Source organism: Chryseobacterium sp. KACC 21268 (assembly GCA_028736075.1).
GTDB lineage: Bacteria > Bacteroidota > Bacteroidia > Flavobacteriales > Weeksellaceae > Epilithonimonas.
Genome location: CP117875.1, coordinates 3,639,368 through 3,663,486, shown reverse-complemented (window position 1 = coordinate 3,663,486; position 24,119 = coordinate 3,639,368). Strand labels below are relative to the sequence as shown.

Annotated in this window: 22 protein-coding genes; 13 read left to right on the top strand and 9 right to left on the bottom strand. The window is 36.4% G+C overall.

Annotated elements, in window-relative coordinates:
- Window positions 1-27: 27 nt before the first annotated feature.
- Together PQ459_16730 and PQ459_16725 are read left to right on the top strand one after the other, a co-directional pair.
- Window positions 28-912 carry a leucine-rich repeat domain-containing protein gene (locus tag PQ459_16730; protein ID WDF46533.1) on the top strand — a complete coding sequence of 295 codons (885 nt, stop codon included), beginning with the start codon at window positions 28-30 and terminating at the stop codon, window positions 910-912.
- Window positions 913-951: 39 nt separating this feature from the next.
- Window positions 952-1,668 (top strand): phytanoyl-CoA dioxygenase family protein, encoded by a 717-nt coding sequence (locus tag PQ459_16725; protein WDF46532.1) that lies wholly within the window; start codon window positions 952-954, stop codon window positions 1,666-1,668.
- Between the two features lie 54 nt (window positions 1,669-1,722).
- On the opposite strand, the gene PQ459_16720 is transcribed toward PQ459_16725, so the two are convergent.
- Together PQ459_16720 and PQ459_16715 are read right to left on the bottom strand one after the other, a co-directional pair.
- The gene (locus tag PQ459_16720; protein WDF46531.1) at window positions 1,723-2,994 is read right to left on the bottom strand and encodes a pyridoxal phosphate-dependent aminotransferase family protein; all 1,272 of its coding nucleotides are present in this window, start codon (window positions 2,992-2,994) and stop codon (window positions 1,723-1,725) included.
- A 75-nt stretch (window positions 2,995-3,069) separates the two neighbouring features.
- Window positions 3,070-4,107 carry a cysteine synthase family protein gene (locus tag PQ459_16715; GenBank protein WDF46530.1) on the bottom strand — a complete coding sequence of 346 codons (1,038 nt, stop codon included), beginning with the start codon at window positions 4,105-4,107 and terminating at the stop codon, window positions 3,070-3,072.
- A 217-nt stretch (window positions 4,108-4,324) separates the two neighbouring features.
- On the opposite strand from PQ459_16715, the gene PQ459_16710 reads away from it, so the two are divergent.
- The 7 genes from PQ459_16710 (at window position 4,325) to PQ459_16680 (ending at window position 13,709) form a co-directional block, all read left to right on the top strand.
- Window positions 4,325-7,810, top strand: coding sequence for a DUF2723 domain-containing protein (locus PQ459_16710; GenBank protein ID WDF46529.1), 3,486 nt, complete (start codon window positions 4,325-4,327; stop codon window positions 7,808-7,810).
- A gap of 233 nt (window positions 7,811-8,043) precedes the next feature.
- Complete coding sequence (locus PQ459_16705) at window positions 8,044-8,574, top strand: DUF1697 domain-containing protein (GenBank protein WDF46528.1); 531 nt, start codon at window positions 8,044-8,046, stop codon at window positions 8,572-8,574.
- Complete coding sequence (locus tag PQ459_16700; protein ID WDF46527.1) at window positions 8,571-9,434, top strand: hypothetical protein; 864 nt, start codon at window positions 8,571-8,573, stop codon at window positions 9,432-9,434. The genes PQ459_16705 and PQ459_16700 overlap by 4 nt, the downstream gene beginning before the upstream one ends.
- A 120-nt stretch (window positions 9,435-9,554) precedes the next feature.
- Complete coding sequence (gene kdsA / locus PQ459_16695) at window positions 9,555-10,364, top strand: 3-deoxy-8-phosphooctulonate synthase (GenBank protein WDF46526.1); 810 nt, start codon at window positions 9,555-9,557, stop codon at window positions 10,362-10,364.
- Between the two features lie 472 nt (window positions 10,365-10,836).
- A complete protein-coding gene (locus tag PQ459_16690) occupies window positions 10,837-13,017 on the top strand; it encodes a TonB-dependent receptor plug domain-containing protein (GenBank protein WDF48738.1) in 2,181 nt (726 codons plus the stop codon).
- A gap of 17 nt (window positions 13,018-13,034) precedes the next feature.
- On the top strand, window positions 13,035-13,292 hold the full coding sequence (locus tag PQ459_16685) for a hypothetical protein (GenBank protein ID WDF46525.1): 258 nt from the start codon (window positions 13,035-13,037) through the stop codon (window positions 13,290-13,292).
- Between the two features lie 165 nt (window positions 13,293-13,457).
- Complete coding sequence (locus PQ459_16680) at window positions 13,458-13,709, top strand: hypothetical protein (GenBank protein WDF46524.1); 252 nt, start codon at window positions 13,458-13,460, stop codon at window positions 13,707-13,709.
- Between the two features lie 28 nt (window positions 13,710-13,737).
- Here the strand turns inward: PQ459_16680 and PQ459_16675 are convergent, their stop codons facing one another.
- The 7 genes from PQ459_16675 to PQ459_16645 form a co-directional block, all read right to left on the bottom strand.
- Entirely contained in the window at window positions 13,738-14,298 is a 561-nt protein-coding gene (locus tag PQ459_16675) for a hypothetical protein (GenBank protein ID WDF46523.1), read from the bottom strand.
- Window positions 14,299-14,304: 6 nt separating this feature from the next.
- Complete coding sequence (locus PQ459_16670; GenBank protein WDF46522.1) at window positions 14,305-15,390, bottom strand: YARHG domain-containing protein; 1,086 nt, start codon at window positions 15,388-15,390, stop codon at window positions 14,305-14,307.
- Between the two features lie 66 nt (window positions 15,391-15,456).
- On the bottom strand, window positions 15,457-15,840 hold the full coding sequence (locus PQ459_16665; GenBank protein WDF46521.1) for a hypothetical protein: 384 nt from the start codon (window positions 15,838-15,840) through the stop codon (window positions 15,457-15,459).
- A 53-nt stretch (window positions 15,841-15,893) separates the two neighbouring features.
- Window positions 15,894-16,619, bottom strand: coding sequence for a hypothetical protein (locus PQ459_16660; GenBank protein WDF46520.1), 726 nt, complete (start codon window positions 16,617-16,619; stop codon window positions 15,894-15,896).
- Window positions 16,620-16,740: 121 nt separating this feature from the next.
- Window positions 16,741-17,457: a C40 family peptidase gene (locus tag PQ459_16655; protein WDF46519.1), complete on the bottom strand. Its 717-nt coding sequence runs from the start codon at window positions 17,455-17,457 to the stop codon at window positions 16,741-16,743.
- 115 nt (window positions 17,458-17,572) lie between these two features.
- Window positions 17,573-18,220 (bottom strand): O-methyltransferase, encoded by a 648-nt coding sequence (locus tag PQ459_16650; GenBank protein WDF46518.1) that lies wholly within the window; start codon window positions 18,218-18,220, stop codon window positions 17,573-17,575.
- Between the two features lie 257 nt (window positions 18,221-18,477).
- Window positions 18,478-19,314, bottom strand: a complete 837-nt coding sequence (locus tag PQ459_16645) for an OmpA family protein (GenBank protein ID WDF46517.1) — start codon at window positions 19,312-19,314, stop codon at window positions 18,478-18,480.
- A 117-nt stretch (window positions 19,315-19,431) separates the two neighbouring features.
- Between PQ459_16645 and tilS the strand changes: the two genes are divergently transcribed.
- The 4 genes from tilS to PQ459_16625 all read left to right on the top strand — a co-directional run bounded on the left by tilS (window position 19,432) and on the right by PQ459_16625 (window position 24,119).
- Window positions 19,432-20,736, top strand: coding sequence for a tRNA lysidine(34) synthetase TilS (gene tilS / locus PQ459_16640; GenBank protein ID WDF46516.1), 1,305 nt, complete (start codon window positions 19,432-19,434; stop codon window positions 20,734-20,736).
- A gap of 83 nt (window positions 20,737-20,819) precedes the next feature.
- Window positions 20,820-22,889 (top strand): protein-disulfide reductase DsbD family protein, encoded by a 2,070-nt coding sequence (locus tag PQ459_16635; GenBank protein ID WDF46515.1) that lies wholly within the window; start codon window positions 20,820-20,822, stop codon window positions 22,887-22,889.
- Between the two features lie 140 nt (window positions 22,890-23,029).
- Window positions 23,030-23,548 carry a biopolymer transporter ExbD gene (locus PQ459_16630; GenBank protein ID WDF46514.1) on the top strand — a complete coding sequence of 173 codons (519 nt, stop codon included), beginning with the start codon at window positions 23,030-23,032 and terminating at the stop codon, window positions 23,546-23,548.
- A 73-nt stretch (window positions 23,549-23,621) separates the two neighbouring features.
- A complete protein-coding gene (locus PQ459_16625) occupies window positions 23,622-24,119 on the top strand; it encodes a hypothetical protein (protein WDF46513.1) in 498 nt (165 codons plus the stop codon).

The window sequence follows — 24,119 nt, the reverse complement described above, 5'->3', positions numbered from 1 at the left end:
GAAAGTTATTTTTTAATAAATTAAAGAATGAGACATCATTTTGCAGATTTTTTAGATAAAGAAAATGATTATTGGACAATTGTTCCAAATGTTGAAAGATATTCTTATTCTTTAGATACAATTATTGATGATAATTCAAATGTGAAAATTGCGACATTAAATAAGAATGATAGAAATTGGAAGCAAGTTTTTGATTTTCCTAATATTGAAGAAATAACTTTAGATGAACCAAATAAAGAGCAAGTTGAATCTCTGAATAATCTTACTAATATTAAGCGATTAAGAATTTCTTTTTTGAGAATCACGGATATTGAATTTATTTCAAATCTTACAAATCTAGAAGAGTTAGTTTTGGAATATGTTTCAGGTTTTTCAGATTTATCTCCACTACGAAAACTTACAAAATTGAAGTCCCTGCATTTTGAAAACTTAAGAAAAGTATCGAATTTTGATGGTTTGAAGGGAATAAATAATTTAAAATATCTAAAAATTGATGGAACTTTAGATTGGAATCAACCAATTGAAAATTTTTCTTTCCTAGAAGGATTACCAAATTTAGAAGTCCTTGCTTTGGGTTTTATAATGAATAAAAGTGATTATCCTGCATTTTTACCAGCTTTGAATTTGTATAACTTAAAACAAATAAAAATTGGAATGGCAACATTTGACACTAAAGAATATGCTTTTCTAGAAACCGCATTTCCAAAAGTTAAATGTTTAAATTTTGGAAATACTTTATGGACGCCACTATATCAAATAAATGACGAATCCACCGAATTTATAGGGAAAGGAAAACGAAAATTAAATTTAGGTAATCCTAATTATGAAAATAAGATAGCTGAATTTTTAGACGAATACGAAAATTACAAAATGGAGGCACGCGAAATCCTTAAAAACTACTTTTCTTCATAATAATTTTAACATCGAACTTGATTTAATTTCTACTATTCAATGAAACAGCTACAACAATATAAAACTGAAATCTTCCAAAAAGGATTCACAATCATAAACGACGTTTTTTCTGAACAAGAAATCAATCAAATCATTAATGTCATTGATTCCATAGATATGTCAAAGGAAACTTTCAGGAAATCGGAAGACCTTTTTGCGATTAGACAATTCTTGAATGAAGTTCCTGAAAGTCATCGATTTATCTTTAATGATAACATTAGGAAAATCATTAATGAAATTTTTGGGACTGATTATTTCGTGGTGAAAAGTATCTATTTTGATAAACCTGAAAAATCCAATTGGTATGTTTCCTATCATCAGGATTTGACGATTTCGGTTGATAAGAAATTAGAATTAAATGGTTTTGGACCTTGGACGACGAAGCAAAATCAATTTGCTGTTCAGCCTCCAATTGATTATTTGAAAAATATTTTCACGATTAGAATCCATCTGGATGACACTAATGAGAATAATGGCGCGTTGAAAGTTGTTCCAAATTCCCACAGCAAAGAAATCTACCGGCCGGAAACTATCGACTGGAATGTGGAAACCGAAGAGATTTGCTCCGTCAACAAAGGCGGAATTATGATAATGAAACCATTGATTCTTCACGGCTCAAACAGAACCACCAACAATCAAAAACGCAGAGTCATCCACATCGAGTTTTCTAGTATGGAATTGCCTGAGGAAATCAATTGGTCGGAAAGATTGAACTAAAAAACGCCTAAACTTAATTGTTTAGGCGTTTGTATATTTATTTAAAATCGAAATTTAAATTTCTTTAAACTGCAAATTCTGCTCTTTGATCTGTTGCGCTTCCAACTCTTTATAATAGCCCGTTTCCAGTTTTTTATAAATTGATTCGAAAGCTTCGAGCGTTTCGTTGATTTCTGCATCTGTGTGAGAAGCTGTTGGAATCAATCTTAGCAAGATCATTCCTTTTGGAATCACAGGATAAGAAACAACTGATGTGAAAATGCCGTAATTTTCTCTAAGATCTCTCGCCAAAAGCATTGCTTCAACAGGATTTCCCTGGATGAAAACTGGCGTTACACAAGTGTTGGTATCTCCAAGATTGTATCCGATCTTCTTAAGTCCACCTTGAAGTTTTTCGACATTTTCCCAAAGTTTAGCTTTGATCTCTGGTCTTGATCTCAGAAGTTCCAATCTCTTCAAACCTCCGATTACCATTGGCATTGTCAAAGATTTTGCAAAGATCTGAGATCTAAGGTTGAATTTCAGATAACGGATGATCTCTTTGTTTCCTGCAAGGAACGCTCCGAAACCAGCCATAGATTTTGCGAAAGTAGAGAAATAAACATCGATCTCGTCTTGGCAACCTTGCTCTTCTCCAGCACCAGCGCCAGTTGCGCCAAGTGTCCCAAATCCGTGCGCATCATCCACCAAAATTCTGAAACCATATTTTTCTTTAAGTGCAATGATTTCTTTCAATTTCCCTTGCTGTCCTCTCATTCCGAAAACTCCTTCGGTAATTACAAGAATTCCGCCTCCAGTTTCTTCGGTCACTTTTTGAGCTCTTTGAAGGTTTTTTTCAAGACTAGCGATATCGTTGTGTCTGTAAGTGAAACGTTTTCCAGAGTGCAATCTTACACCATCCACGATACAGGCGTGAGAATCTACGTCATAAACGATCACGTCATTTCTGGAGACCAAAGCATCGATACAAGACACCATTCCCTGGTAACCAAAATTCAAAAGATATGCGGATTCTTTCTGAACAAATTCTGCCAATTCTCTTTCCAACTGCAAATGCTGATCGGTCTCGCCAGACATTGCTCTAGCGCCCATTGGATAAAACATCCCATACTCTGCAGCGGCTTTCGCATCGGCTTCAAGAACTTCTGGATGGTTGCAAAGTCCTAAATAATCATTGGCACTCCAGAAGATCACGTCTTTCCCTTGGAACTTCATTCTCGGCCCAATTGGACCTTCCAATCGTGGGAAAATATAATAGCCTTCTGCATAGTCTGCAAATTGTCCCAAAGGACCTGGATTCTGTTTTATTCTTTCAAAAATGTCCATTTTTCTAACTGATATTTTTTGATTTACTGAAAAAACCTTTTGTCTTTCCAAAAGGTTTATTAATATTTTGAATTGTTATTTGATAATTTCTGTTTTGAAGATCTCATCGTAATTGTGGAAACAATTATTGATAAAACCTTGCTCTTCCATCCATTTGTCGCTGTAAACTTTGGTGATGTAGCGTGAACCGTGATCTGGGAATATTAAGACAACCAAGTCATCACTTTTAAATTCGTGGGAATTGGCGTATTGGATCAAAGCTTGAGTGACTGCGCCGGTTGTGTAACCGCCCATTATTGCTTCCTTCAAAGCTATTTCGCGGGTTCTGTAAGCGGACATTTCGTCATTCACTCTGATGTATTCATCAATTTTATCGAAAAGAAGTGCGCCTGGGATCAAGTTTTTTCCAAGACCTTCGATTTGATAAGGGTGAATCTCTGTTTTATTGATCTTTCCTGTTTCGTGGTAAGTTTTCAGGATCGATCCGTCTGCATCTACGCCGATTACTTTGATATCAGGATTTTGTTCTTTCAAATATTTTGCAGTTCCAGAAAGTGTTCCTCCAGTACCTGTACAAGCAAAAACGTGGGTGATTTTTCCATCGGTTTGATTCCAAAGTTCAGGTCCGGTTGTCTGGTAGTGCGCATCAATATTCAATTCGTTGAAATATTGATTGATGTAAACCGAGTTAGGCGTTTCTCTTGCAATTCTTTTTGCAACTTCATAGTAAGACCTTGGGTCATCTGCCGGAACAGAAGCTGGGCAAACATAAACGGTTGCTCCCAAAGCTTTAAGATAGGCGATTTTTTCCGCTTTTGTTTTATCACTTACGGCAAGGATGCATTTGTAACCTTTTACGATACAAACCATCGCTATAGAAAATCCGGTGTTGCCGGACGTGGTTTCAACTATGACAGAGTCGGGTTTGATCAAACCTTTCTTTTCTGCATTTTCTATGATGTGAAGGGCAATTCTGTCTTTTGTAGAATGGCCTGGATTATAAGACTCCAACTTAGCGTATACTGTCGCAGGAATGTCCTTGGTAACGTGATTCAATTTGACCAACGGGGTGTTGCCAATCAAACCAAGAATATTATCGTATACATTCGTCATTTTATATCATTTTTTCTCTCAAAAACTGTCTGCAAAAATAAAAAAAAAATTGCAATGTTTTTTAGTTTTCACATACTAATATGGTATAAGTCTGATATATTGTAATTTAATCCGTGAAAAATCCTTATTTTATATTAAATTCTAAAGTTTAATTTTTGTTAAAAGCATCGATAACTAATTCAAAAATGTTAATTTCGCCGATATTTCTTGTTACAATATGAAGAACTGGGCTTTTAAACAATGGAACACCATTCTCGGATGGGTCGTTTTCGCAATTGCATTCATTACCTACTTATCAACCATCGAACCTAATTTCAGTTTTTGGGATTGTGGAGAATATATCTCTTCAGCCGTAAAATTGGAGGTAACCCACGCACCTGGAGCAGCTTTGTTTCAATTGGTGGGCGCCGTGGCAGCCTTGTTTGCTTTCGGTGACGGGCAAAATTATTCTTTGGTCATCAATGCGATGTCTGCGTTGTGCAGTGCATTCACCATTTTATTTTTGTTTTGGACGATCACACATCTTGTAAGAAGATTATTAAACAGAGAATTCGAAAACATCACAATTGCAGAAGAGATTGCAACATTGTTTGCCGGAGCCGTTGGTGCTTTGTGTTTTACATTTTCGGATTCATTTTGGTTTTCAGCCGTAGAAGGCGAAGTTTATGCAATGGCAAGTATGTTTATCGCATTAATTGTCTGGCTTATCACGAAGTGGGAAAACGAATATCTCGAAAAAGATAATGAGCGTTGGATCATCCTATTGTTCTTTATCATCGGTCTTTCTGTCGGTGTTCATATGATGTGTATGTTGGCTTTGCCAGCGGTTTGCTTGATCTATTATACAAGGAATTACAAGTTCACTTGGAAGTCATTTTTGATCGCCAATGCTGTGACTTTATTAATATTAATCATTGTTTTCAAAATCATTTTCCCAGTCATTATGACCTTGTTTGGGAAATCTGAAGTATTCTTTGTGAACGGTTTAGGATTGCCTTTCCATTCAGGGACTGTTTTTGCTTTTGTGATTTTGATCGTTCTTTGTTATCTGTTAATTACTTATACAAAAAAAACAGGGAAATCTCTCTACCAAACGATTGCATTGTCAGTCGTTTATATGATGATTGGGTTCTCTTGCTGGTTGGTCATTCCGATCCGTGCGATTGCAAATCCACCAATGAACCTGAATGATCCCGATAATGCTTTGGGAATGTTGGATTATTACAACCGTGAACAATACGGCGATTGGCCAACTTTGTACGGTCAAAATTACACTGCTTATTTGGATCCAAACGGAATTCAGAAAAATGAAGATGGAAGTTATAAAACCGTAAAAACCGGCGATACTTACGAGAAAGATCCTGTAACTGGACGTTACCGTTTGGTAGGCGAAAAATTCAATTATGTTTTCAGTCCGGAACACGTGAGTTTGTTTCCAAGAATGTTTAGCGAAGATAAATCTGTGATGCCAAATTACATCTCGATGTATGGTGCACCAGATTTTACTTTCAACTATGGTAACGAAGAAATTTCTGAAAGTCCGGAAGCTAAACAATTCTTTGACGAACTTCGTCAAAAATATGATAACGGAACCATTAAAATGGATGATTACCTGAAAGCTAAACAGTTCGGACTGATCAACGTTCAGCGTCCAACTTTGGCTCAGAATATCGATTATTTTATCACATTCCAAAATTATTTCTACTTCGTAAGATATTTGCTTTGGAACTATTCCGGAAGACAGAATGATGTGGAAGGTCACATGGAAAATACCAACGGAAACTTCATCACAGGAATTCCATTCATCGATAACAATCTGTGGGGCGATCAAGCTGAAATGCCTGCTAAATTCCAAAATGAAAGTACTGTTAAGTTCTTTATGTTACCTTTGATTTTAGGAATGATCGGGTTTTTCTTCCAGCTGAATAGAGACTTTGGAAGATTCTATGCGATATTGTCATTATTTATTTTAACGAGTGTGATGATTGTGTTTTACACAGGAATGAAACCGTTTGAACCTCGTGAAAGAGATTACGCAATGGTCGGATCCTTCTACGCATTTGCGATTTGGATTGGTCTTGGTGTCGCTGCAATCTATTGGCTGCTTCAGAAAAAAATTAAGAGCAAAGGTGCTCAGATTTTGGTTGGCGTTATTTTGTTGGGTGTACCATTGATGATGGGCTTCCAGAATTACAATGTTCATGACAGAAGCGAGCGATATGCAGCCTATGACTATGCGTACTCAAGTTTAAAATCACTACCGAAGAATGGAATTATGTTCGTTTATGGTGATAATGATACTTACCCAGTTTGGGCTATTCAGGAAACTGAGGAATTCCGCAGAGATGTAAAAGTGGTGAATTTCACATTGCTTTCTACACCTTGGAATATTGATCAGGTGAAAAGAAGAACTTACGACTCAATGCCTGTACCTTCGACTTTGGTACACGAGGATTACCGCGAAGGTTCCAATGATCAGGTCTTCTTGATGGGAAAACAAGAGTGGGAAAACATTTTTGCCAATATGAAGGAGCAAGGCGCGCCGGATACCGAGTTTGCATCATTCAGAAAATATCTCACTCAGGATTCTATGACCTTGAAGGAAGCAGTTAACTTCCTAAAAATGAAATCGCCAGAGAAAGATGAAATTATAAAAATGATATTCGGTGAAGAGCGTTACGAAAAATTCAACTTCCTTCCCGTTTCCAAATTTGTACTCCCTGTAAATGTCAATAACGCAGTGAAAGCCGGAATCATCACACCAGCTGAGGCGCAAAAAGCAGAGAAACAGATTGTGATCAGTTACAAAGGATCCAGTATGTTCAAAAACAATCTGTTGATGATGGATATCCTTGCGAATTTTGATTGGAAACGTCCGATCAACTTCTCTAGTGGCGGAATATACGACGGAAGTAACCTGTTTTTCCTTTCCAACTATCTGAAATATGATGGTCACAGCTACAGATTGGTGCCAATCAAAACTGAAGAATCTGTAGATGGAGAACTTGGAATGGTGAATGCTGATGAACTTTACAATACAGTCAAAAATTACCGATGGGGCAATTTCAAACATCTGAAAACACATTTTGATGAGACTTGTACACAGAATATTGTGAGCTACAGATCATCCGCAAGCCGTGCAGCAGAAGCTTTGGTTCTGAAGGGTGATAAGAAAAGAGCTATCGAAATATTGGACTTAGTTAGCCGAGAGATTCCGGTTTCCAAATACAACGATCCAAGATCTTTAAGTTCCATCGTTTACGCCTACATCGTAGCAGGACAGGAACAGAAAGGTCTCAAACTGGCCGAGGATCTTAAAAAAGGAATTTTCAACGAGTATGATTATTACACACGATTATCTCCAAAATTCCAGGTTTATGCTGGCCGTCAGATGAAGACCAAACCAATGGAATATTCCCTGGTTGTAGGAGCAGTGGCTGATGCATACAACAAAATCGGACAGAAGGACAAAGGTTACGCCTATCTCGTAAACTCACTGAATGTCATTGATAAGAGATTCGACGGTTTCATCAAAGATCTGCAGGAGATGGGCAAGGAGAAAGCTTTCAAAAAGGCGGATGATGTGCAGCAAGTCACATCCTTCTACTCGTATCTCTTCGATATTATGAAAGATTATGACACCACTTACGAAGCTGAAAAGATGGATCAGATAACCAAAAAGCTGATGAAGGTCACACAATAAAAAAAGGAAACGTCTCGAAATTTCGGGACGTTTTTATTTTATACTTTTATAGAAATTTTTTAGGAGCTAAATCCCGCTGTCCACTGTATCTTTTTTGTCATTGCGATTCGAGTTTGTAACATTGATCCACATTTCCCACGCAATGACAAAAAAGGATGCCGTTCCCATCGGGGCTATGGAGCAATTCTCCGGATTATTATACTTTTTTTAATTAATACATTTTACTTTTTACAATGAAAAAATTCTGTGCTTTTCTTCGTGGCGTCAATGTCAAAGGAACCAATATGAAAATGGCCGATGTCTGCAAAGTCTTTTTAGACAGTGGAATGCAGAATGTTTCCTCGGTTCTGGCTTCAGGTAATATCCTATTTCAATCAGATAAAGATGCGGCAGAATTGAAGTCTGTTTTAGAAAAGGCAATGTCTGACCATTTCAATTATGACGCATTTCTCTTCATCAAAAACGAAGAGGAAATCAATGATATTTTCAAAAACGATCCATTTCCGCCGAAGGAAAATTTTCACAATTACGCTTTTCTCGGCAGCGAAAAAGTAGAAGAGACATTATTGGAAGAATTCGAAAAAGCAATCAAAGAAGAAGGCGAACAGGGAAGCATTGTAAACCAGATCTTTTATTGGCAAGTCCCGAAAGGTCAGACACTCAATTCAACATTTGGTAAAATCCTTGGCAGGAAAAGTTTAAAAGATAAAATGACGAGCCGGAATATTAATACTTTTGAAAAAATTATAAAAAAACTAATATGAAACAATTTCTATTTTCTTTTTTGCTGATTTGCTCACTGCAATTATGTGCACAGATTAAAATACCAGCTGATTTCTCTTTCTCAACACCTTTCTACGAAGCAGAAAACAAATACATTATTTTTTCTCCTAAACCAGAAGATCAACAACTGATGATTGGCGTAGCTTACATAGATCCTGCAGCGGGCTACAGTTACCGATATTATGGAACCATTACAGTTGAAGATGGAAAATTGAAACTTGTTCCTGCCCAAGAAAATACAGATATGATTGCAAGATGGCAAAATTTGGCTCTGAAAGTAGCAGTGCTGTCAGAAGCGCGTGTTAAAGAATTTGGACTTGCAAATCCTCCGGAGTTTCTAAAATTTTATAAATCTAATAAACCTGAAAAAGATTTTTTGGTGGACAAACTGAGTTTTCAAAATGGTGCAGGATATTCAAACTTGGCTTTGCCGAAATTGGAGGAAATGCGAAAAGAAGGTTACAGATCTGCCAAATTCTATTTTGAATTGTCATTTGCCTACAATGCTCTTCAGCAGTTTTCAAAAGCAGAAAATGCAGTCAATGAAGCTGAAAAATATAATTTCCATGATGAGTTAATGATCAAGGAGATGCATTATGCATTGTTGCATCAAGATAAATTAATTCCTGCAGCAGACTATCTCCAGAAGAATTTCAAAAATTTCCAATCAAAACTTTATAAAAGCGAAGGCATTGTGAATCAGGTTATCTCTTTTTTTAATAATAATGATATGAAGAATGCCGGAAAATGGATCAAAATCTACAAAAGCGAAATCGGAGAAGATCAATACAAAACGCGAATTGATGATATTGAAAATAAATTGAAAGAAGGTCAGAAGTAGTTGTAGAATCGATTCTTCAGGAGTTCGAAACATCATCAATAATTCCTTTCAAATCCGTATATTTGTATTCAAATTTTAGGAAATTTCTTTTCTAAAATTAACCATATAAAATCAAAAATAATGATACAATACCTAGATAAAATTCATCACAAAGATTCCAAAAACTTCTTCCTGATTGCAGGACCTTGTGCCATCGAAGACGAAACAATGGCTTTGCAAATCGCAGAACATATCGTGAAACTTTCTGATAAATATAATATTCCTTACATCTTCAAAGGCTCATTTAGAAAAGCGAATAGAAGCCGTGTGGATTCTTTCACGGGAATTGGCGACGAGAAAGCTTTGAAGATCCTGAGAAAAGTAGGAGAGACGTTCAACGTTCCTACAACTACTGATATTCACGAGAATGCTCACGCCGCTTTGGCAGCAGAATATGTGGACGTTTTGCAGATCCCGGCGTTCCTGGTTAGACAAACTGATCTTTTGATCTCAGCAGCAGAAACCGGAAAAGCGGTAAGTCTTAAAAAAGGACAATTTCTTTCTCCGGAAGCAATGAAATTTGCTGTTCAGAAAGTGAGAGATTCCGGGAATGATAAAACCGCAATTATCGAAAGAGGAAATACGTTTGGTTATTCAGATCTAGTAGTAGACTTCCGTGGAATCCCTACGATGAGAGAATATTCTCCGGTGATTTTGGATGTGACGCATTCACTTCAACAGCCAAATCAGAATTCTGGAGTTACAGGCGGAAGACCGGAATTGATAGAAACGATTGCAAAAGCTGGGATTGCTGTTGGTGCAGATGGATTGTTTATCGAGACGCATCCAGATCCTTCCATTGCAAAATCCGATGGCGCCAATATGCTGAAGCTTGATCTGCTTGATGATTTGCTTGGAAAATTAACAAGAATTAGAGAAGCTATTTTATAAAATGAAGTCCGGTAACTCCGGACTTTTTTATTGCTGTTTTCGCTGAGTAATTTTAGATAATTACTTAATTTTTCATAATTCGCAAAGGAATATTCTGAAACTAATCAATTTTCTGCATAACAATTATAAATATTCTTTCGTTCTGTAGATTAATTGTTATTTTTGCCTTTCTCAAGACTCAATTTTCAAAAATATAAATCGAAAAAAAATTACAACTTTGAAAAACTATATTCTCTTAATTCTTTTCTTCCTGCCTGTTCTGGCATTTTCTCAAATTAACCTCAAAGTTCTTGATGAAGACGGAAAAACAGTTTCCGAAGCCAGCGTGACTTACAACAATCAAACGTATCAGACTGATGCAAATGGATTTGTAAAAGTGCCGCTTTCGGATTCCGAACAAACATTGTCGGTTCAGAAAGAAAACTTCAAAGGTTTTTCCAAAGTCATTAAAACATCTCCGAAAACTCAGAATGTGAATGTCCTGTTTTTATCGGCATTAAAGGAGAATGAAATTCAGGAAGTTGTTTTTCAGAAAAGGCCAATGTTCAAAACCAATGATCTTACGTCTGTAGAGATTTCTGCAAAAGAAGCGCGAGAAGTAGCGTCTTTGGCTGGTGGTGTGGAAGGACTTTTGAAAAGTTTACCTTCCGTGAACTCCAATGCAGAGCTTAGCTCACAATATATGGTCAGAGGTGGGAGCTATGATGAGAATTTAATTTACATCAATGATATCGAGCTTTATCGTCCATTTTTAATCAGAAACTCTTTGCAGGAAGGGATGAGTATCGTGAATCCTGATATGGTTTCTACAATCAATTTTTCTGCTGGTGGATTTGAACCTAGATATGGTGATAAGATGTCCTCCGCATTAAATATTTATTACAGACAACCTGAGAAATTTGAAGTTTCCGGAGAAGCAAGTTTGATCGGCGGAAGGCTGACGACAGGTTTTGCTTCAAAGGATAAGAAGTTCACAGGATTGATCTCCGGCCGTTACAGAAATACAAATCTCGTTCTTAATACTTTGAATGAAGATACGGACTTCAACCCAAGATATATGGATCTTCAGACTTATTTGAATTATCAGTTTAATGAAAAGTGGTCATTATCATTCTTAGGTTATTATGCGAAGAACGATTATCAGATGTATCCGAAACAGAAAGAAGTGGATTTCGGAAGTATCTTACAACCTTTGAAACTGACGGTTTTCTACAACGGGCAGGAGGATGACCAGTACAAAAATATGATGGGAACAGTAAGCGTTAACTTCAAACCAAGTAAAAAGTGGCATTTTTCCCTGGATAATTTCGCTTATCAAAACAGAGAAAGAGAATATTACTCCATCGCATCCGGTTATATTTTGGAAGCTTTTGATGAAGAAGGAAACCCGGTTGCTGGTTACGATGCAGGTGGACAAATTGACCATGCGAGAAATGACTTATTAGTAAGAGTTGCTGGTTCTCAGTTCAGAACCAAGTTTTCTCCGGATGTGAATACAGATATCGAAGTTGGTGTGAAGTACGAAAGAGAAACCATCAAAGACTTCACCAATGAATGGCAGTTTGTAGATTCCATCGGGTACAGCAATCCAAGAGATTTTGTGATTCCAGGAAATCTTGATACTTCCGCGCTTAATCTCAAATATTATATTGCAGGACAGAATGATATCAATCCAACAAGAATTTCGGCTTACGCTCAGTTTTCCAAAAAGTTCTATTGGGGAAGCAACAGAATCTTCGTAAACGGAGGTGCGAGAATCCAAAACTGGAGTTTTAACAAGGAGACATTATTCAGCCCTAGAGCGCAGTTTGCAATCAAACCGGACTGGGATATGGATATGTTGTTCAGAGTGGCTGGTGGTGTTTATTACCAAGCGCCATTCTACAAAGAAATTAAAGATTTGACGGGTGCTTTCAATTCCGATATCACGGCTCAAAAATCATATCAGATTATTCTTGCTAATGATTATGAATTCAAGGTTAAAGAAAGAAACTTCAAGCTGACTACAGAGGCTTATTACAAGAAAATGGAAAATCTGATTCCATATTATATGGACAATGTAAGAGTGAGATATTCCGGTAAAAATAATTCCGAAGGTTATGCCTACGGTTTGGATGCGCGATTATTCGGACAGTTTGTACCAGGGATTGATTCGTGGGTGTCTGCAAGTTACGCAAGAGTTTATGAAAATATAGAAGGAATGGGTTACATCCCAAGACCAACGGATCAGCGTTTCCGTTTCTCCATGTTCTACCAGGATTACATGCCGAAGTTCCCAAGCATGCGAGTGAATTTGACATTAACTTATGCGAGCGGATTACCATCGGGAACACCAGTCTTGTTTGATTCTGCTGGTCTGCCTGATTACTTGGCAGCTTACCGTTATCAGAAAACATTGCCAGCTTACAAAAGAGTGGACATTGGTTTGACCAAAGTTTTCATCGATCAGAAAGATAATAAAGCGAGCGGAAATTTCTGGGGCAAATTCAAGGAGTTGACTTTGGGTGTTCAGATCTTCAACGCGTTCAATATCAACAATACGATTGCGAACCAATGGATCAGCGATGTAAATGCTTCGCCGCAGTTGTATTATCCAGTGCCAGTTAGATTGACAGGAAGATTCTTCAACGTGAAGTTAGAATTCAAATTGTAATATTAAATCTTATAAAAATGAATAAACAACCGGAAAGTATGGCTCATTTGAGCGATGAAGTGTTGACGAAAAGTTACAAAACGGCGAAAGGTATTCTGATTGGATTTATCGTTATTTTCGTTTTGCTGTTTGCTGCCGCGATCTTCATTACCATTAAAAAGGGTTTTGGTGTTTTTACAATTTTGCCAATCATTTTTATGTCGGTTTTGATGAGTAATATTACCAATTTTACCAAGTTAAAAGAAGAGATGAAAAGCAGGAATTTGCCCATTTAATTTTTGTTTCTGATAATATAAGAAAGCTTCCCAATCGTGGAAGCTTTTTTAATTTGAGATTAAATGTCTTTCAAATTGAACTTTTCAGAGCCCGCAAAATCGATAAGAAAATTCTTCGCTGCAAAGTTGGACTTCAAATTGTAGTATGTCCTGAAATATTTCCAAATGAAAAACTCAGACAACCTTTCGAAATTGTCAAATGAAGCGCTACTGAAAACTCTGAAAAATGCAAAAAACCAGTTTATAGGCTTTATGATATTTTTTGTGTTGCTGGTTGTTGGTTGCAACTATTTCACGATTACCAAAGGATTTGGGATTTATACGATGGTTCCTGTCATCTTTATTCCGATCATCATTGCTAACATTTTCAACTACGGAAAGATCAAGCAGGAGGCGAAGATCAGAAAATTGATGTGATTCTTATCATTTTAATGATCAAAGTTTTTTACATTCTCCAAAGACTCCATTTTGATTTGACAGCCGATGGATTCAAAGCTTTGATTTTATCATAAAAGTCACGAAAACTCTTTTTCCAAATCGTGTAATTGTGCGCAAATTTGAAAACTAATTCTTTGTTTTCAATATTGATTTTGACCTGCCAAATAGTTCTATTATTAATATTGAGTGCAGTTCTGCTCAGTTCTGTGATGTCCTTCAAATTGAACTTTGCCGTTTTATTTTCCGGGTTGACGGCGTAGAAATTTTCATTGTCAAAGTAGAATTCATCATCACTCAATAATTTTTTTTCCAATCCGAATAGAAATGGTTTGGTTGAGATTTTAATTAAATCCTTGGGAATTGAATTATTATAACTAATATTCTGATTGCTCGGTTTGAAACCTACAAAGTATTTTTTGTAAACTTCCCGACCAATCAAAAAAGCAAAAACAAAACTTGACAATACAACGGCAATCAAATAATTGTCATTTATCGAACTCATCGCCAGTGTGATTCCAACGAGGAATATTGCGTACAAAAGGACTATTAGAATGATTCTTTTTATCATAGTTTATCACTTCCATTTTTCGGACCACTTTTTTTCCTCTGGCGTCAAGTGATTCACGTTTGGAATATATTTCGGGTCAGGAATATACCAATCGAGACCTTCGAAATAACTTTTCAGTTCGGGATTTTGGAAAGTGTAGCCTCGTCTTGCAAACGGAAGATTTTTCAGAAGCTTTTTTTGAAACTCCGTTTTTGGCTCGGCAATATTTATTGATTGATAATAGGAGTGTGGCAAGTATGCAAAATCCTGAACGCCAATAGAATTCACCGAATACACAAACAAATCCCCATCAGGTTTAAAATTAATTTTCTTAAAAATAACCTTTCCTTTTTGAATGTGAAATTTCAAAGCATCTCTTTCTATGAATGAGTTCGGTGCTCCTTTTACATTTCCAGTTTTCCCTACGCCGTCGATTTTCCATTCATTGGCATCTTTAAAAAAACTTTTGTTGATGGAGAACGTTTCAAAATCGCCATTGTCTATGATCAAAGTGAAATCATCGATCTGATTGTTCCCCCAACGTTTCGCCGGAGAAAGTGCATATTCAAAATCGTAATTGTAGTCGATGGAGCCTGAAACATCGTACTTGTAAGTATGCTTGATGATATTCAGACCTTTTTTGAAATGGGCTTCAAAATGATAGACGTAGAAAAAATCCACGTAGTTTCCGCTTTTGTTCCCTTCAAAATTCTTAAAATCGATAGCCTTGATTTTCCCCGCGTTATTGTACAAACTGTCAGAAACGTAGGCAACCTTGTAGTTTAATTTTTCTTGATTAAGTTCTACCGTGAAGTCGCTCATATAAGGATGTTTCCCATTTTTCGGAGCGCCTTCCACATCGCCTTGCGGAGAGAAAGCTTCGAAACCGACAGTCAATGTTTTGGCTTCTTTTGGATTGAAAAATTCGTAGTAAACCGTCACTTCGATATATTGATTCTTGATTTTTTTCAAAGTCAGAATTTCTTTTTTGACCGAAATATCGGTTTCGGAAATCGGAATGAGTTGATTTCCTTTTGCGAAAAAAGCACCATCATTTGCCAGAATCAAATTGGGCAAAAGCATCAATAAAAGTAAGAGTGCAAGATTTTTCATTCTTTTGTTTTATTAAAGTTAACCAATTTAGTTTCTTCTTTTGTTTTCCTGATAAAATTCCTAAGATTACTTAATGACAAATCTAATACTCCAAACGGAAAATACAATAAAAATGATGGTCTGAAATACAAACCTGACAGGCTTTTCTTCCCACGTTATAATTGTTTTGGTAGGATTTGTTCTGCCGAAACTTAGAATATATTTTCCATTGATGAGACCTTCTATTGTGATTCCTAGTAATAGCATTGCAAGACTGAGAAAGAATATAAATAATCCAAATTGGATACTGAAATTACCGGCTTTAAAAATTTTATCAATTAAAGTATTGTTTGATTTATTTGAAAATGAAAGCCAGTACGCCAAGAAAAATACCAAAATCAACAAAATGCCGAGAATCATAAAGCTACCGCCAGCAATGAGAAAAAGTATAGATAAGTCAAAAATCTTCATTCTATTTTTAGATTTTGCTCAACAGAAGTAGTCTTGCGAATTTGTCTATTTGTTTAAGGAATTGTCGAAGTGATGGTTCTTGAAATTAGTTTGTTATCCTTCAAGCAAAAGATAATATTGTAACTATCTCCACCGTCGCCCGCATTGAAGACGATATACAATTCACTTTTTTTTCCATTGTAAACAACCGAGTTAGTAACTTCAATTCCCATCAGATTTTTGAAACTGGATTCCGGAAAATTGTAAGTTTTATTTTTTGATTTGACAGTTATATTTTTAATTTCTGTGGTATCTCCGCCATAATAATTAAAAACTTTCTCGTCATCAATGATGTAAAATCCCTTATCGGATTGGGTTATCTGGTGTTCTGATTTTTTGAAAGCTTGAGTCTCAATGACGACCTCAATTTCCTTTTGATGATGAATTGTTTTATTCGAATTTACTTCGGTTGTTTCAAATTTCGCTAAACTTTCCAGTTCCACCAATCGACTTTTGTGAATGTAGCCTGTTTTTTCATCACCTTCAAATTTCAAAAAGTCCGATTTTTTATTGATGTTAACGGGAAATTTTAAAGCAATCCAATCCTTTGATCTATTCTCTTCATCCTGCACATAACTGTCAATCGCAAATGCTTGATTTTCTACAATTTTCCCAATGATTTTGGAGTTTTGATATGGTTTTTCGCGCACATTGGTGAAGCCATCTTTGTCATTGATGATGCAAAGTTGCGCTTGATAAACTTCAGTGAAAAGAAGAGAAATAAATAATAATATTTTCATATTATCAGATGATTTTATTTGAAGGTATTTCAAATTTACAACAAGATATGTTCCACTCTGAAATGATTTTCAGAATGTTATGAGAAATTAAAAATTAGAATAATTTGTCTTAGAAAAATCGCTAAAAATAAGATCTGATAAACCTCAATTTGTGCGTGTGCTTATTTTGATCTTTGTTGAAAATCCCCGAAGAATCGAGACTGTCAATCCGCACTTTTCCGTGCGCGTGAATGATCTTTTGGTCCGCCAAAATAAATCCAACGTGAATAATCCTTCCTTCCGAATTTTCAAAAAAAGCGAGATCGCCCGGTTTTGCTTCCTCGATGAAAGTCAGTGCTTCGCCGATTTCTGCTTGCTGATATGTATCTCTCGGGATTTTGATGCCGTGAATTTTATAAATGATCTGCGTAAATCCACTGCAATCTATCCCGAAAAAACTTTTTCCGCCCCATAAATAAGGAACGTTGAGAAATTCTTTGGCGCAATTCACAATACTTTCGCTGAGGTCGTGTCCACGAGTGGGCGAACTGGTTTCAAAAGTCACTTCAGCGCCCATTGATAGAAGCACCTTTCCACTTTCCGTCATCGTCGATTGGAAAGCTTCTTTGATAAGATTTGTTTTTCTAGAGACTAAATATTCGTCGGAAACGGGCGTGATCTGCTTCGTATCCATCCAAGCTTCGTAGTTGTCGTAATGCGTTCGGATCCTTGTCCAATTGTTAGAAACATCGATAATATCGGCAGATTCGCCATACAGAAGTTGTGTCACGATCTCACTTTTGTCGGAGCAGTCTGCTCTCAGCGGAGCGATGGAAACATTGCAAATTCCTTTGTTCATTTGTTATGGATTACGAATTTAAAAGTACGAATTTTTTGGTCTCAAGTAAAATTGGATTATATTCTAAAATATTGCCTATTGAGCCTATTGCCAAAAGCCAATTGCTATCAGCTATTTATTTCTTTCTAATGAGATGCAATCCGTCTCGCAAAGGTAAGATTAGATTTTCGAAATCGGGATCTTCGGCCACGATTTTATTCACGAGTTTGATCTGTTCTGTAGATTTGTCTTTCGGGTTTTCCTGCAGGACTTTTCCGTACCAAAGCACGTTATCGATGAGGATGATGCTTCCCGAACGCAGATTTGGTTTGATGAGTTTCAGATATTCCAGATAGCTTTCTTTGTCCGCATCAATGAAGATCAAATCCCAAACCTTGTCCAGTTTTTTGATCTCTTCTTTCGCATCACCTATGATGAATTCAATTTGATCTTTGTAATCACTTTCGGCAAAATATTTTTTTGGAATATAAGATAGATCTTCGTTCTTATCGATCGTGTAGATTTTTCCGTCTTTTGGCAAACCTTCGGCAATGCTAAGTGAAGCGTAACCTGTAAATGTTCCTATTTCCAAAACATTTTTCGGTTGAATGATATGCGTCAAAATACTCAACAATCGGCCTTGCAAATAGCCGGAGATCATATGCGGTTGCGTTGTCTTTTGATAAGTTTCTTTTCTTAATTTCTTTAGGATTGCTGGTTCTTGTGAAGCATTTTCTTCCAGGTATCGATCCATCTCTTTGTCTAATTCTTCGAAATAACTCATTCGGAATTCAAGATTTAAAATTTAATATTCAAAGTTAATGTAATTTGAATTTAAAAACCAATGTTGATTGGATAACAAATCCGCAACCCGACTTGAACGGAGCTCATTTTTTTGTGGCTGGAAAAGCAAAGGGAAAAAATAGCGGGAGTGGAAGGCGGATAAGTTGCCCAAAATACAAGCACAAAAAAACCTCGCCATTTCTGACAAGGTTTAATTCTTAACTCTGAATGAATCAATGATTATTCATCGTTTATCATTTATTTTTTAACTGGAGCAATGTCCATCAATTTCATAAATTCATCCAATTTCGGCATAATGATGATTTCCGTTCTACGGTTTTCCCCACGTCCGGAAACTGATGCGTTGGTTGTTTTCGGATTGTACTCGGATCTACCACCAGCTGTGATTCTGTTAGGATTCACACCAAATTGGTTTTGTAAAACTTTCGCTACAGAAGTCGCTCTAAGCGCAGAAAGTTCCCAGTTGTCTCTTGGTGAGTTGTTGCTGTTCAATGGTGAGTTGTCTGTGTTACCCTCGATCAATACGCTGTAAGTGTCATAATCGTTGATCACTTTTGCCACTTTCGCTAGTACATCCTGAGCAGAAGGCTGGATTTCGTACTTCCCAACCTGGTAAAGCATTTTGTCAGATAATGAGATTAATACAACACCTTTCAGAACTTTCACGTCTACATCTTGATCAGCGATATTGTCAAGAGAACGTTTCAATTTGTTTGACAATGCCATATTCAAACTGTCGTTTCTGCTTTTCCCAGAGATTAGTTGTTTGATGTAAGCGTTGGAAGCGTTGATCTCACCAACTAATTTATCAATGTTGGTAGAACCTTTTCCTGCGTTGGCAAGACAAGCATCTAGACTGGATTTCAGCGCATTGTTTTGTCCAACCAAAAGATCATTTTGACCTTTAAGAGAAGAATTTTCACCTTTTAAATCCTGGATTTGACGCATTCTGTCGCCTGCATCTTCAATACATTGTTTGTAATTTAGATTAAGCGCGTCGAATTGTTTTTTGCTGACACAAGAGGTGAGGGAAAGTCCCACTACGGCAATTGTCAGAATTTTAAATAATCTCATATGTATAAATATTTATTTGTTTTAAATAATAGTTCTGAAAGGCAATTTTAACATTTCAAAAGTAAGAATTAATAAACGTATATTTGTGTTTATAACTTAATATTTCGTTATAAAATTGTGTTAAGTCTCTTAAAATTTCAAAACGTTCTTGAGCAATTACAACCTCAGTCGCAGCAAAAAACATACCTTTTGGCGGTAAGTGGTGGCGTGGACTCTATGGTTTTGGCTGATCTGTTCCAAGTTTCGCGCGTGAAATTCCAGGTTGCTCATATCAATTATCATCTTCGTAATGAGGATTCTAAGCTCGACCAGAAGCTGGTTTCAGACTTTTGTGAACGTTATAGTATTCCTTTTCATTTGTACGAAGTTTCGGCGAAGGACCAAAAGCCAGAAAATTCTATCCAAAATTGGGCCCGGGAATTACGTTACCAGTTTTTCCGGAAAATCCAAAAGGAACAAAATCTCGAATATCTTGTCACAGCCCATCATTTGAATGATCAATTGGAAACTTTCATTATTAATCTTTCGAAGGCATCTGGAATAAAAGGTTTGAGTGGAATTCCTGCGAATGAAAATAATATCATTCGTCCGCTTCTTAATTTTTCTAAAGATGAGATTTATGAGTTTGCAAAAGAAAATAAGATTGAATTTAGGGAAGATGTTTCAAACCAGAAAACCGATTATCTAAGGAATAAAGTTCGACACAATGTTGTTCCGGAATTGGAAAAGATCAATAATAATTTGCTAAAGAATTTTTCAAAAAGTATAGAGATTCTGAATCAGACCAAAGATGTTTTAAATGATTTGGTCAATGAAAAAATCAATGGTTTTAAAACAAATATTGAAACCGGACAAACTATCATTGATAAAGAGAAATTCTCGAAAGAATCCGATTTGATTCGTTTTGAGATCTTGAAACGGTTTGGTTTTAATGATGAAAAAGAAATGCAAAAGATCTTCACGGCACAAACTGGAAGTACATTTTTCAATTCAGAATATCAGTTGATTATTAATAGAAATGAGTTGATTTTGAATCAAAGGATGGAAGATGGAAGATGGAAGACGGAAGATGAAGAAATTGCTCTTGAAATCTTTGAGAGGAACATTTTAATTCCAGAAAATATTAAAGACGAAATCCAAGAATTCGGAAAGTGTAATTGGAAAATCGATGAAAACAAAATCAAGTTGCCTTTAAAATTAAGAAAAAAGAAAGAAGGCGATGTGTTTTTTCCTATCGGAATGATTGGCAAAAAGAAGGTCTCTAAGTTTTTTAAGGACGAAAAAATCTCTATTTTAGCCAAGCAAAAAATCTGGCTTCTGTGTGATGCTAATGAACAGATTATCGGGGTTTTACCTTTCCGGCAAGATGGAAGGTTTGCATCAAACAATAATTTGATAAATGAATTATTAATAAAATTGTAAACATATTTTTGTCATTCAGTAGAAACCTCCACAATGCTGAGATTCCTACGGAATGACAAATAGCGTTTAAAAATATATCTAAAATGAAAGACTTAAAACTAGTGTTATCCACACTTTTTATATTCATCATCACCATTTTCAACGCTCAGATCAAAAATCCTGTCAAGTTCAAATTTGATGTGGTTTCTGTTGGCAATGATCAATACGAAGCTGTTCTGACAGGAACGATCGAAGACAAATGGCACATCTACTCCAAAGATCTTCCGCCAGATTCTGGGATTCCGACTGAATTCAAGATCACTTCGAAAGATGGAATCCAATTGATCGGAAAAGCGACCGAAGTTGGTAAAAAACACGATGAATTTTCGGAAGCTTTCGGAGCGCAGATTGTTTATTACTCGGATAAAGTTGTTTTCAAACAGAAGTTCAAGCCGAAAGATGCTTCGAAACCAGCAACAATTACGGCTGAAATAATGTACCAGACTTGTAACGACCGCGTTTGTCTTGCTCCAAATACTTTGGAATTTGAAAAGCAAATCGCTGGAACTGCTACGGCTGTTGCGCCTGAACAAAACGTTGAAAAAACAAAAGATACTGTTTACGAAGTCGCTCCAGCTGGACAAGTCGGAACGATTTTGAAACCGACAAATATTGAACAAACGTCAGTTGCAAAACAAGACGGTTTGCGCGTTAATTCTTTAGATTTCAAAAATCCTTTGACAGATTGCGGAACTGTTGCGCAAAAACCAAATGATGACAATTGGCTTGTTTTAGGACTTGGTTTCCTAGGTGGATTGATCGCATTGCTGACGCCGTGCGTTTTCCCAATGATCCCATTGACGGTTTCGTTCTTTACCAAAGGCAACAAAGACAAAGCAAAAGGCAAGCGTGATGCTTTTATCTATGGGTTTTTCATCTTATTGATTTTCGTTTTATTGAGTATTCCGTTTCATATTATTGATGGGATCTCAGGTAATATTTTCAATCAGATCTCGACCAATATTTGGCTGAATTTATTCTTCTTTGCGATATTTTTATTTTTTGCTTTAAGCTTTTTCGGTTATTACGAGATCACCTTGCCAAGCTGGATCGCGAATAAATCTTCCAAAGCTGAGGAAGCGGGCGGAATGATCGGGATCTTCTTTATGGCGTTGACTTTGGTCATCGTTTCATTCTCTTGTACAGGTCCAATTTTAGGAAGTTTGCTTGGTGGAGTAGTTGCTGGAGCTACGAATGTTCCGACGCTTTTGACTTTCGCTTTAGGTGGTTTCGGATTGGCTTGGGCATTGGTTTTCGGATTGTTGGCTTTGTTTCCGCAAGCGCTTCAAAGTTTGCCGAAATCTGGTGGCTGGATGAATACTGTGAAAGTCGTTTTAGGATTTATAGAATTGGCTTTAGCTCTTAAATTTCTGTCAAAAGCGGATTTGGTTTCCAAAACATTCTTGTTGAAAAGAGAATTGTTCATCGCGCTTTGGATCATCATTGCAGTCGGTTTGGTCGTTTACCTATTCGGGAAGATCAGATTTCCGCACGATGACAAGAAGCCGAAGATCAGTTTAGGAAGAAGGATTCTTGGTGTTTTTGGGATTGTTTTTGTGGTCTATTTGATTCAGGGATTGATTCCATCAGAGAAACCAAAATTGCAAATGCTAAGCGGAATCTTGCCTCCGTTGAATGTCAGCTATTTCCACGACGAAAAAGATGGAATTCTTGGCTTGAAACCTTATCACAACTACTTCGAAGCGATTGAAGTTGCGAAGAAAGAAAACAAACCTGTTTTGATAGATTTCACTGGTTACGGTTGCGAAAATTGCCGAAAAATGGAGGAATTCGTTTGGAGTCAGGATGATATTTTGCCAATCCTTCAAAACGATTTGATCATCGCTTCTGTCTATGTTGATGACAAGGAAGAATTGCCAGCGAATGAGCAGATCAAAATCGATATGGGTGAAGGTCAGATGAAAAAGGTCAAAACGATTGGTGACAAATGGAGTTTGTTCCAGCAAGTGAACTTCAACAACAATTCCCAGCCGCATTATGTCTTGGTAACGCCGGATCAAAAAGTGATCAACATCCCGGTTTCTGGTTATATGCCAAAAGAGGATTTTAAAAAATTCTTGAAATGTGGGATTGACTTTTATAAAAATAGGTAGTTATGCTTTGAATAATTATTGTTTTCAATAATTTAATAAAATTTGAAATAAGGTACAAAATTTGTATCCAAAAATCCATAATGATGACAAATCGTTATGGATTTTTAATTTTAAATACTAACTACTAAATTTTAAAAGCTATGGCCGAAATTCAAATCAAAGAGCAATCTAACGGAAAGAAAACTCAAAACAAAAAACCGATCAGAGTCGATATGACGCCAATGGTGGATCTGGGATTTTTGCTCATCACATTTTTTATGTTCACGACCAATTTCTCAAAACCAAACGTGATGGATGTCGGTTTTCCGGCAAAAGGACCACATACGCCAACTGACATTGACATTAGAAATTCGATTACGTTCATTTTAGGAAAAGAAGGAAAGGTTTTCTATTATCAAGCAGAAAAAAAGGATTTGAACCAAAACAGTTTGAAAGAAGTTTCCTTTGATAAAGCTCAAGTTGCAAAAACTATTGAAGTTGCTAAAGCTAAAGCTCCGAAAAAAGATATTTTCACCGTGATCATAAAACCAACAGACGATTCCCATTACAAGACAGTAGTTGATATGCTGGATGAGTTAGCAATTACAAAATCCGAACGTTACGGGATTTCGGATTTGAACGACAAGGAAAAAGAATTGTACGAGAATAAAATTCAATAAAAAAATACCAAATTAATGTGAAGAGTGTCTGATGGACGCTCTTTTTTATTTATTTTAGAGGAAAATTTAACCGATGAAAAATTTTTTTCCAATTCTTATTTTACTGTCAGTCATTTCTTGTGAAAAAACTGAAGAGACCAATGTTTCTAAAGTTGACAGCTCAAAAATCATCGATTCAATCAACGTTGCGAGAACCAAAATCAACGATAGTATTCTCAATAGCCGTAGTTTCAAAAATCTGGAAGGCACACATATTTTGACACACGATCAACTCTCTGGAACTGGGAAAATCACTTTTAAGAAAGTTGGACAAGATGAATATCAAGTTTCTGGCAAACAAGTAAACGGCAAAGACTTTTTGTCGATCAATGGAACAGCAAGAATGACTTCTTCGAAAAATCTTAAATTCGATGGAGACATCAGACAAAGCATTTCGGAGTACGATAACGGAAAATTGGATCAGAGAAGTGGAAAGAGAAATTTTTCTACAAAAGACGGAGGCAAAACTTTTAAACTGCACGAATCTGTGAATAATGCGGGTTTTGCTGATGATATTAAAATTAAATTATAA

Coding starts and splice junctions, on each gene's coding strand:
- PQ459_16730 (WDF46533.1), top strand. CDS start 28: ATGAGACATCATTTTGCAGATTTTTTAGATAAAGAAAATGATTATTGG.
- PQ459_16725 (WDF46532.1), top strand. CDS start 952: ATGAAACAGCTACAACAATATAAAACTGAAATCTTCCAAAAAGGATTC.
- PQ459_16720 (WDF46531.1), bottom strand. CDS start 2,994: ATGGACATTTTTGAAAGAATAAAACAGAATCCAGGTCCTTTGGGACAA.
- PQ459_16715 (WDF46530.1), bottom strand. CDS start 4,107: ATGACGAATGTATACGATAATATTCTTGGTTTGATTGGCAACACCCCG.
- PQ459_16710 (WDF46529.1), top strand. CDS start 4,325: ATGAAGAACTGGGCTTTTAAACAATGGAACACCATTCTCGGATGGGTC.
- PQ459_16705 (WDF46528.1), top strand. CDS start 8,044: ATGAAAAAATTCTGTGCTTTTCTTCGTGGCGTCAATGTCAAAGGAACC.
- PQ459_16700 (WDF46527.1), top strand. CDS start 8,571: ATGAAACAATTTCTATTTTCTTTTTTGCTGATTTGCTCACTGCAATTA.
- kdsA (WDF46526.1), top strand. CDS start 9,555: ATGATACAATACCTAGATAAAATTCATCACAAAGATTCCAAAAACTTC.
- PQ459_16685 (WDF46525.1), top strand. CDS start 13,035: ATGAATAAACAACCGGAAAGTATGGCTCATTTGAGCGATGAAGTGTTG.
- PQ459_16680 (WDF46524.1), top strand. CDS start 13,458: ATGAAAAACTCAGACAACCTTTCGAAATTGTCAAATGAAGCGCTACTG.
- PQ459_16675 (WDF46523.1), bottom strand. CDS start 14,298: ATGATAAAAAGAATCATTCTAATAGTCCTTTTGTACGCAATATTCCTC.
- PQ459_16670 (WDF46522.1), bottom strand. CDS start 15,390: ATGAAAAATCTTGCACTCTTACTTTTATTGATGCTTTTGCCCAATTTG.
- PQ459_16665 (WDF46521.1), bottom strand. CDS start 15,840: ATGAAGATTTTTGACTTATCTATACTTTTTCTCATTGCTGGCGGTAGC.
- PQ459_16660 (WDF46520.1), bottom strand. CDS start 16,619: ATGAAAATATTATTATTTATTTCTCTTCTTTTCACTGAAGTTTATCAA.
- PQ459_16655 (WDF46519.1), bottom strand. CDS start 17,457: ATGAACAAAGGAATTTGCAATGTTTCCATCGCTCCGCTGAGAGCAGAC.
- PQ459_16650 (WDF46518.1), bottom strand. CDS start 18,220: ATGAGTTATTTCGAAGAATTAGACAAAGAGATGGATCGATACCTGGAA.
- PQ459_16645 (WDF46517.1), bottom strand. CDS start 19,314: ATGAGATTATTTAAAATTCTGACAATTGCCGTAGTGGGACTTTCCCTC.
- PQ459_16635 (WDF46515.1), top strand. CDS start 20,820: ATGAAAGACTTAAAACTAGTGTTATCCACACTTTTTATATTCATCATC.
- PQ459_16630 (WDF46514.1), top strand. CDS start 23,030: ATGGCCGAAATTCAAATCAAAGAGCAATCTAACGGAAAGAAAACTCAA.
- PQ459_16625 (WDF46513.1), top strand. CDS start 23,622: ATGAAAAATTTTTTTCCAATTCTTATTTTACTGTCAGTCATTTCTTGT.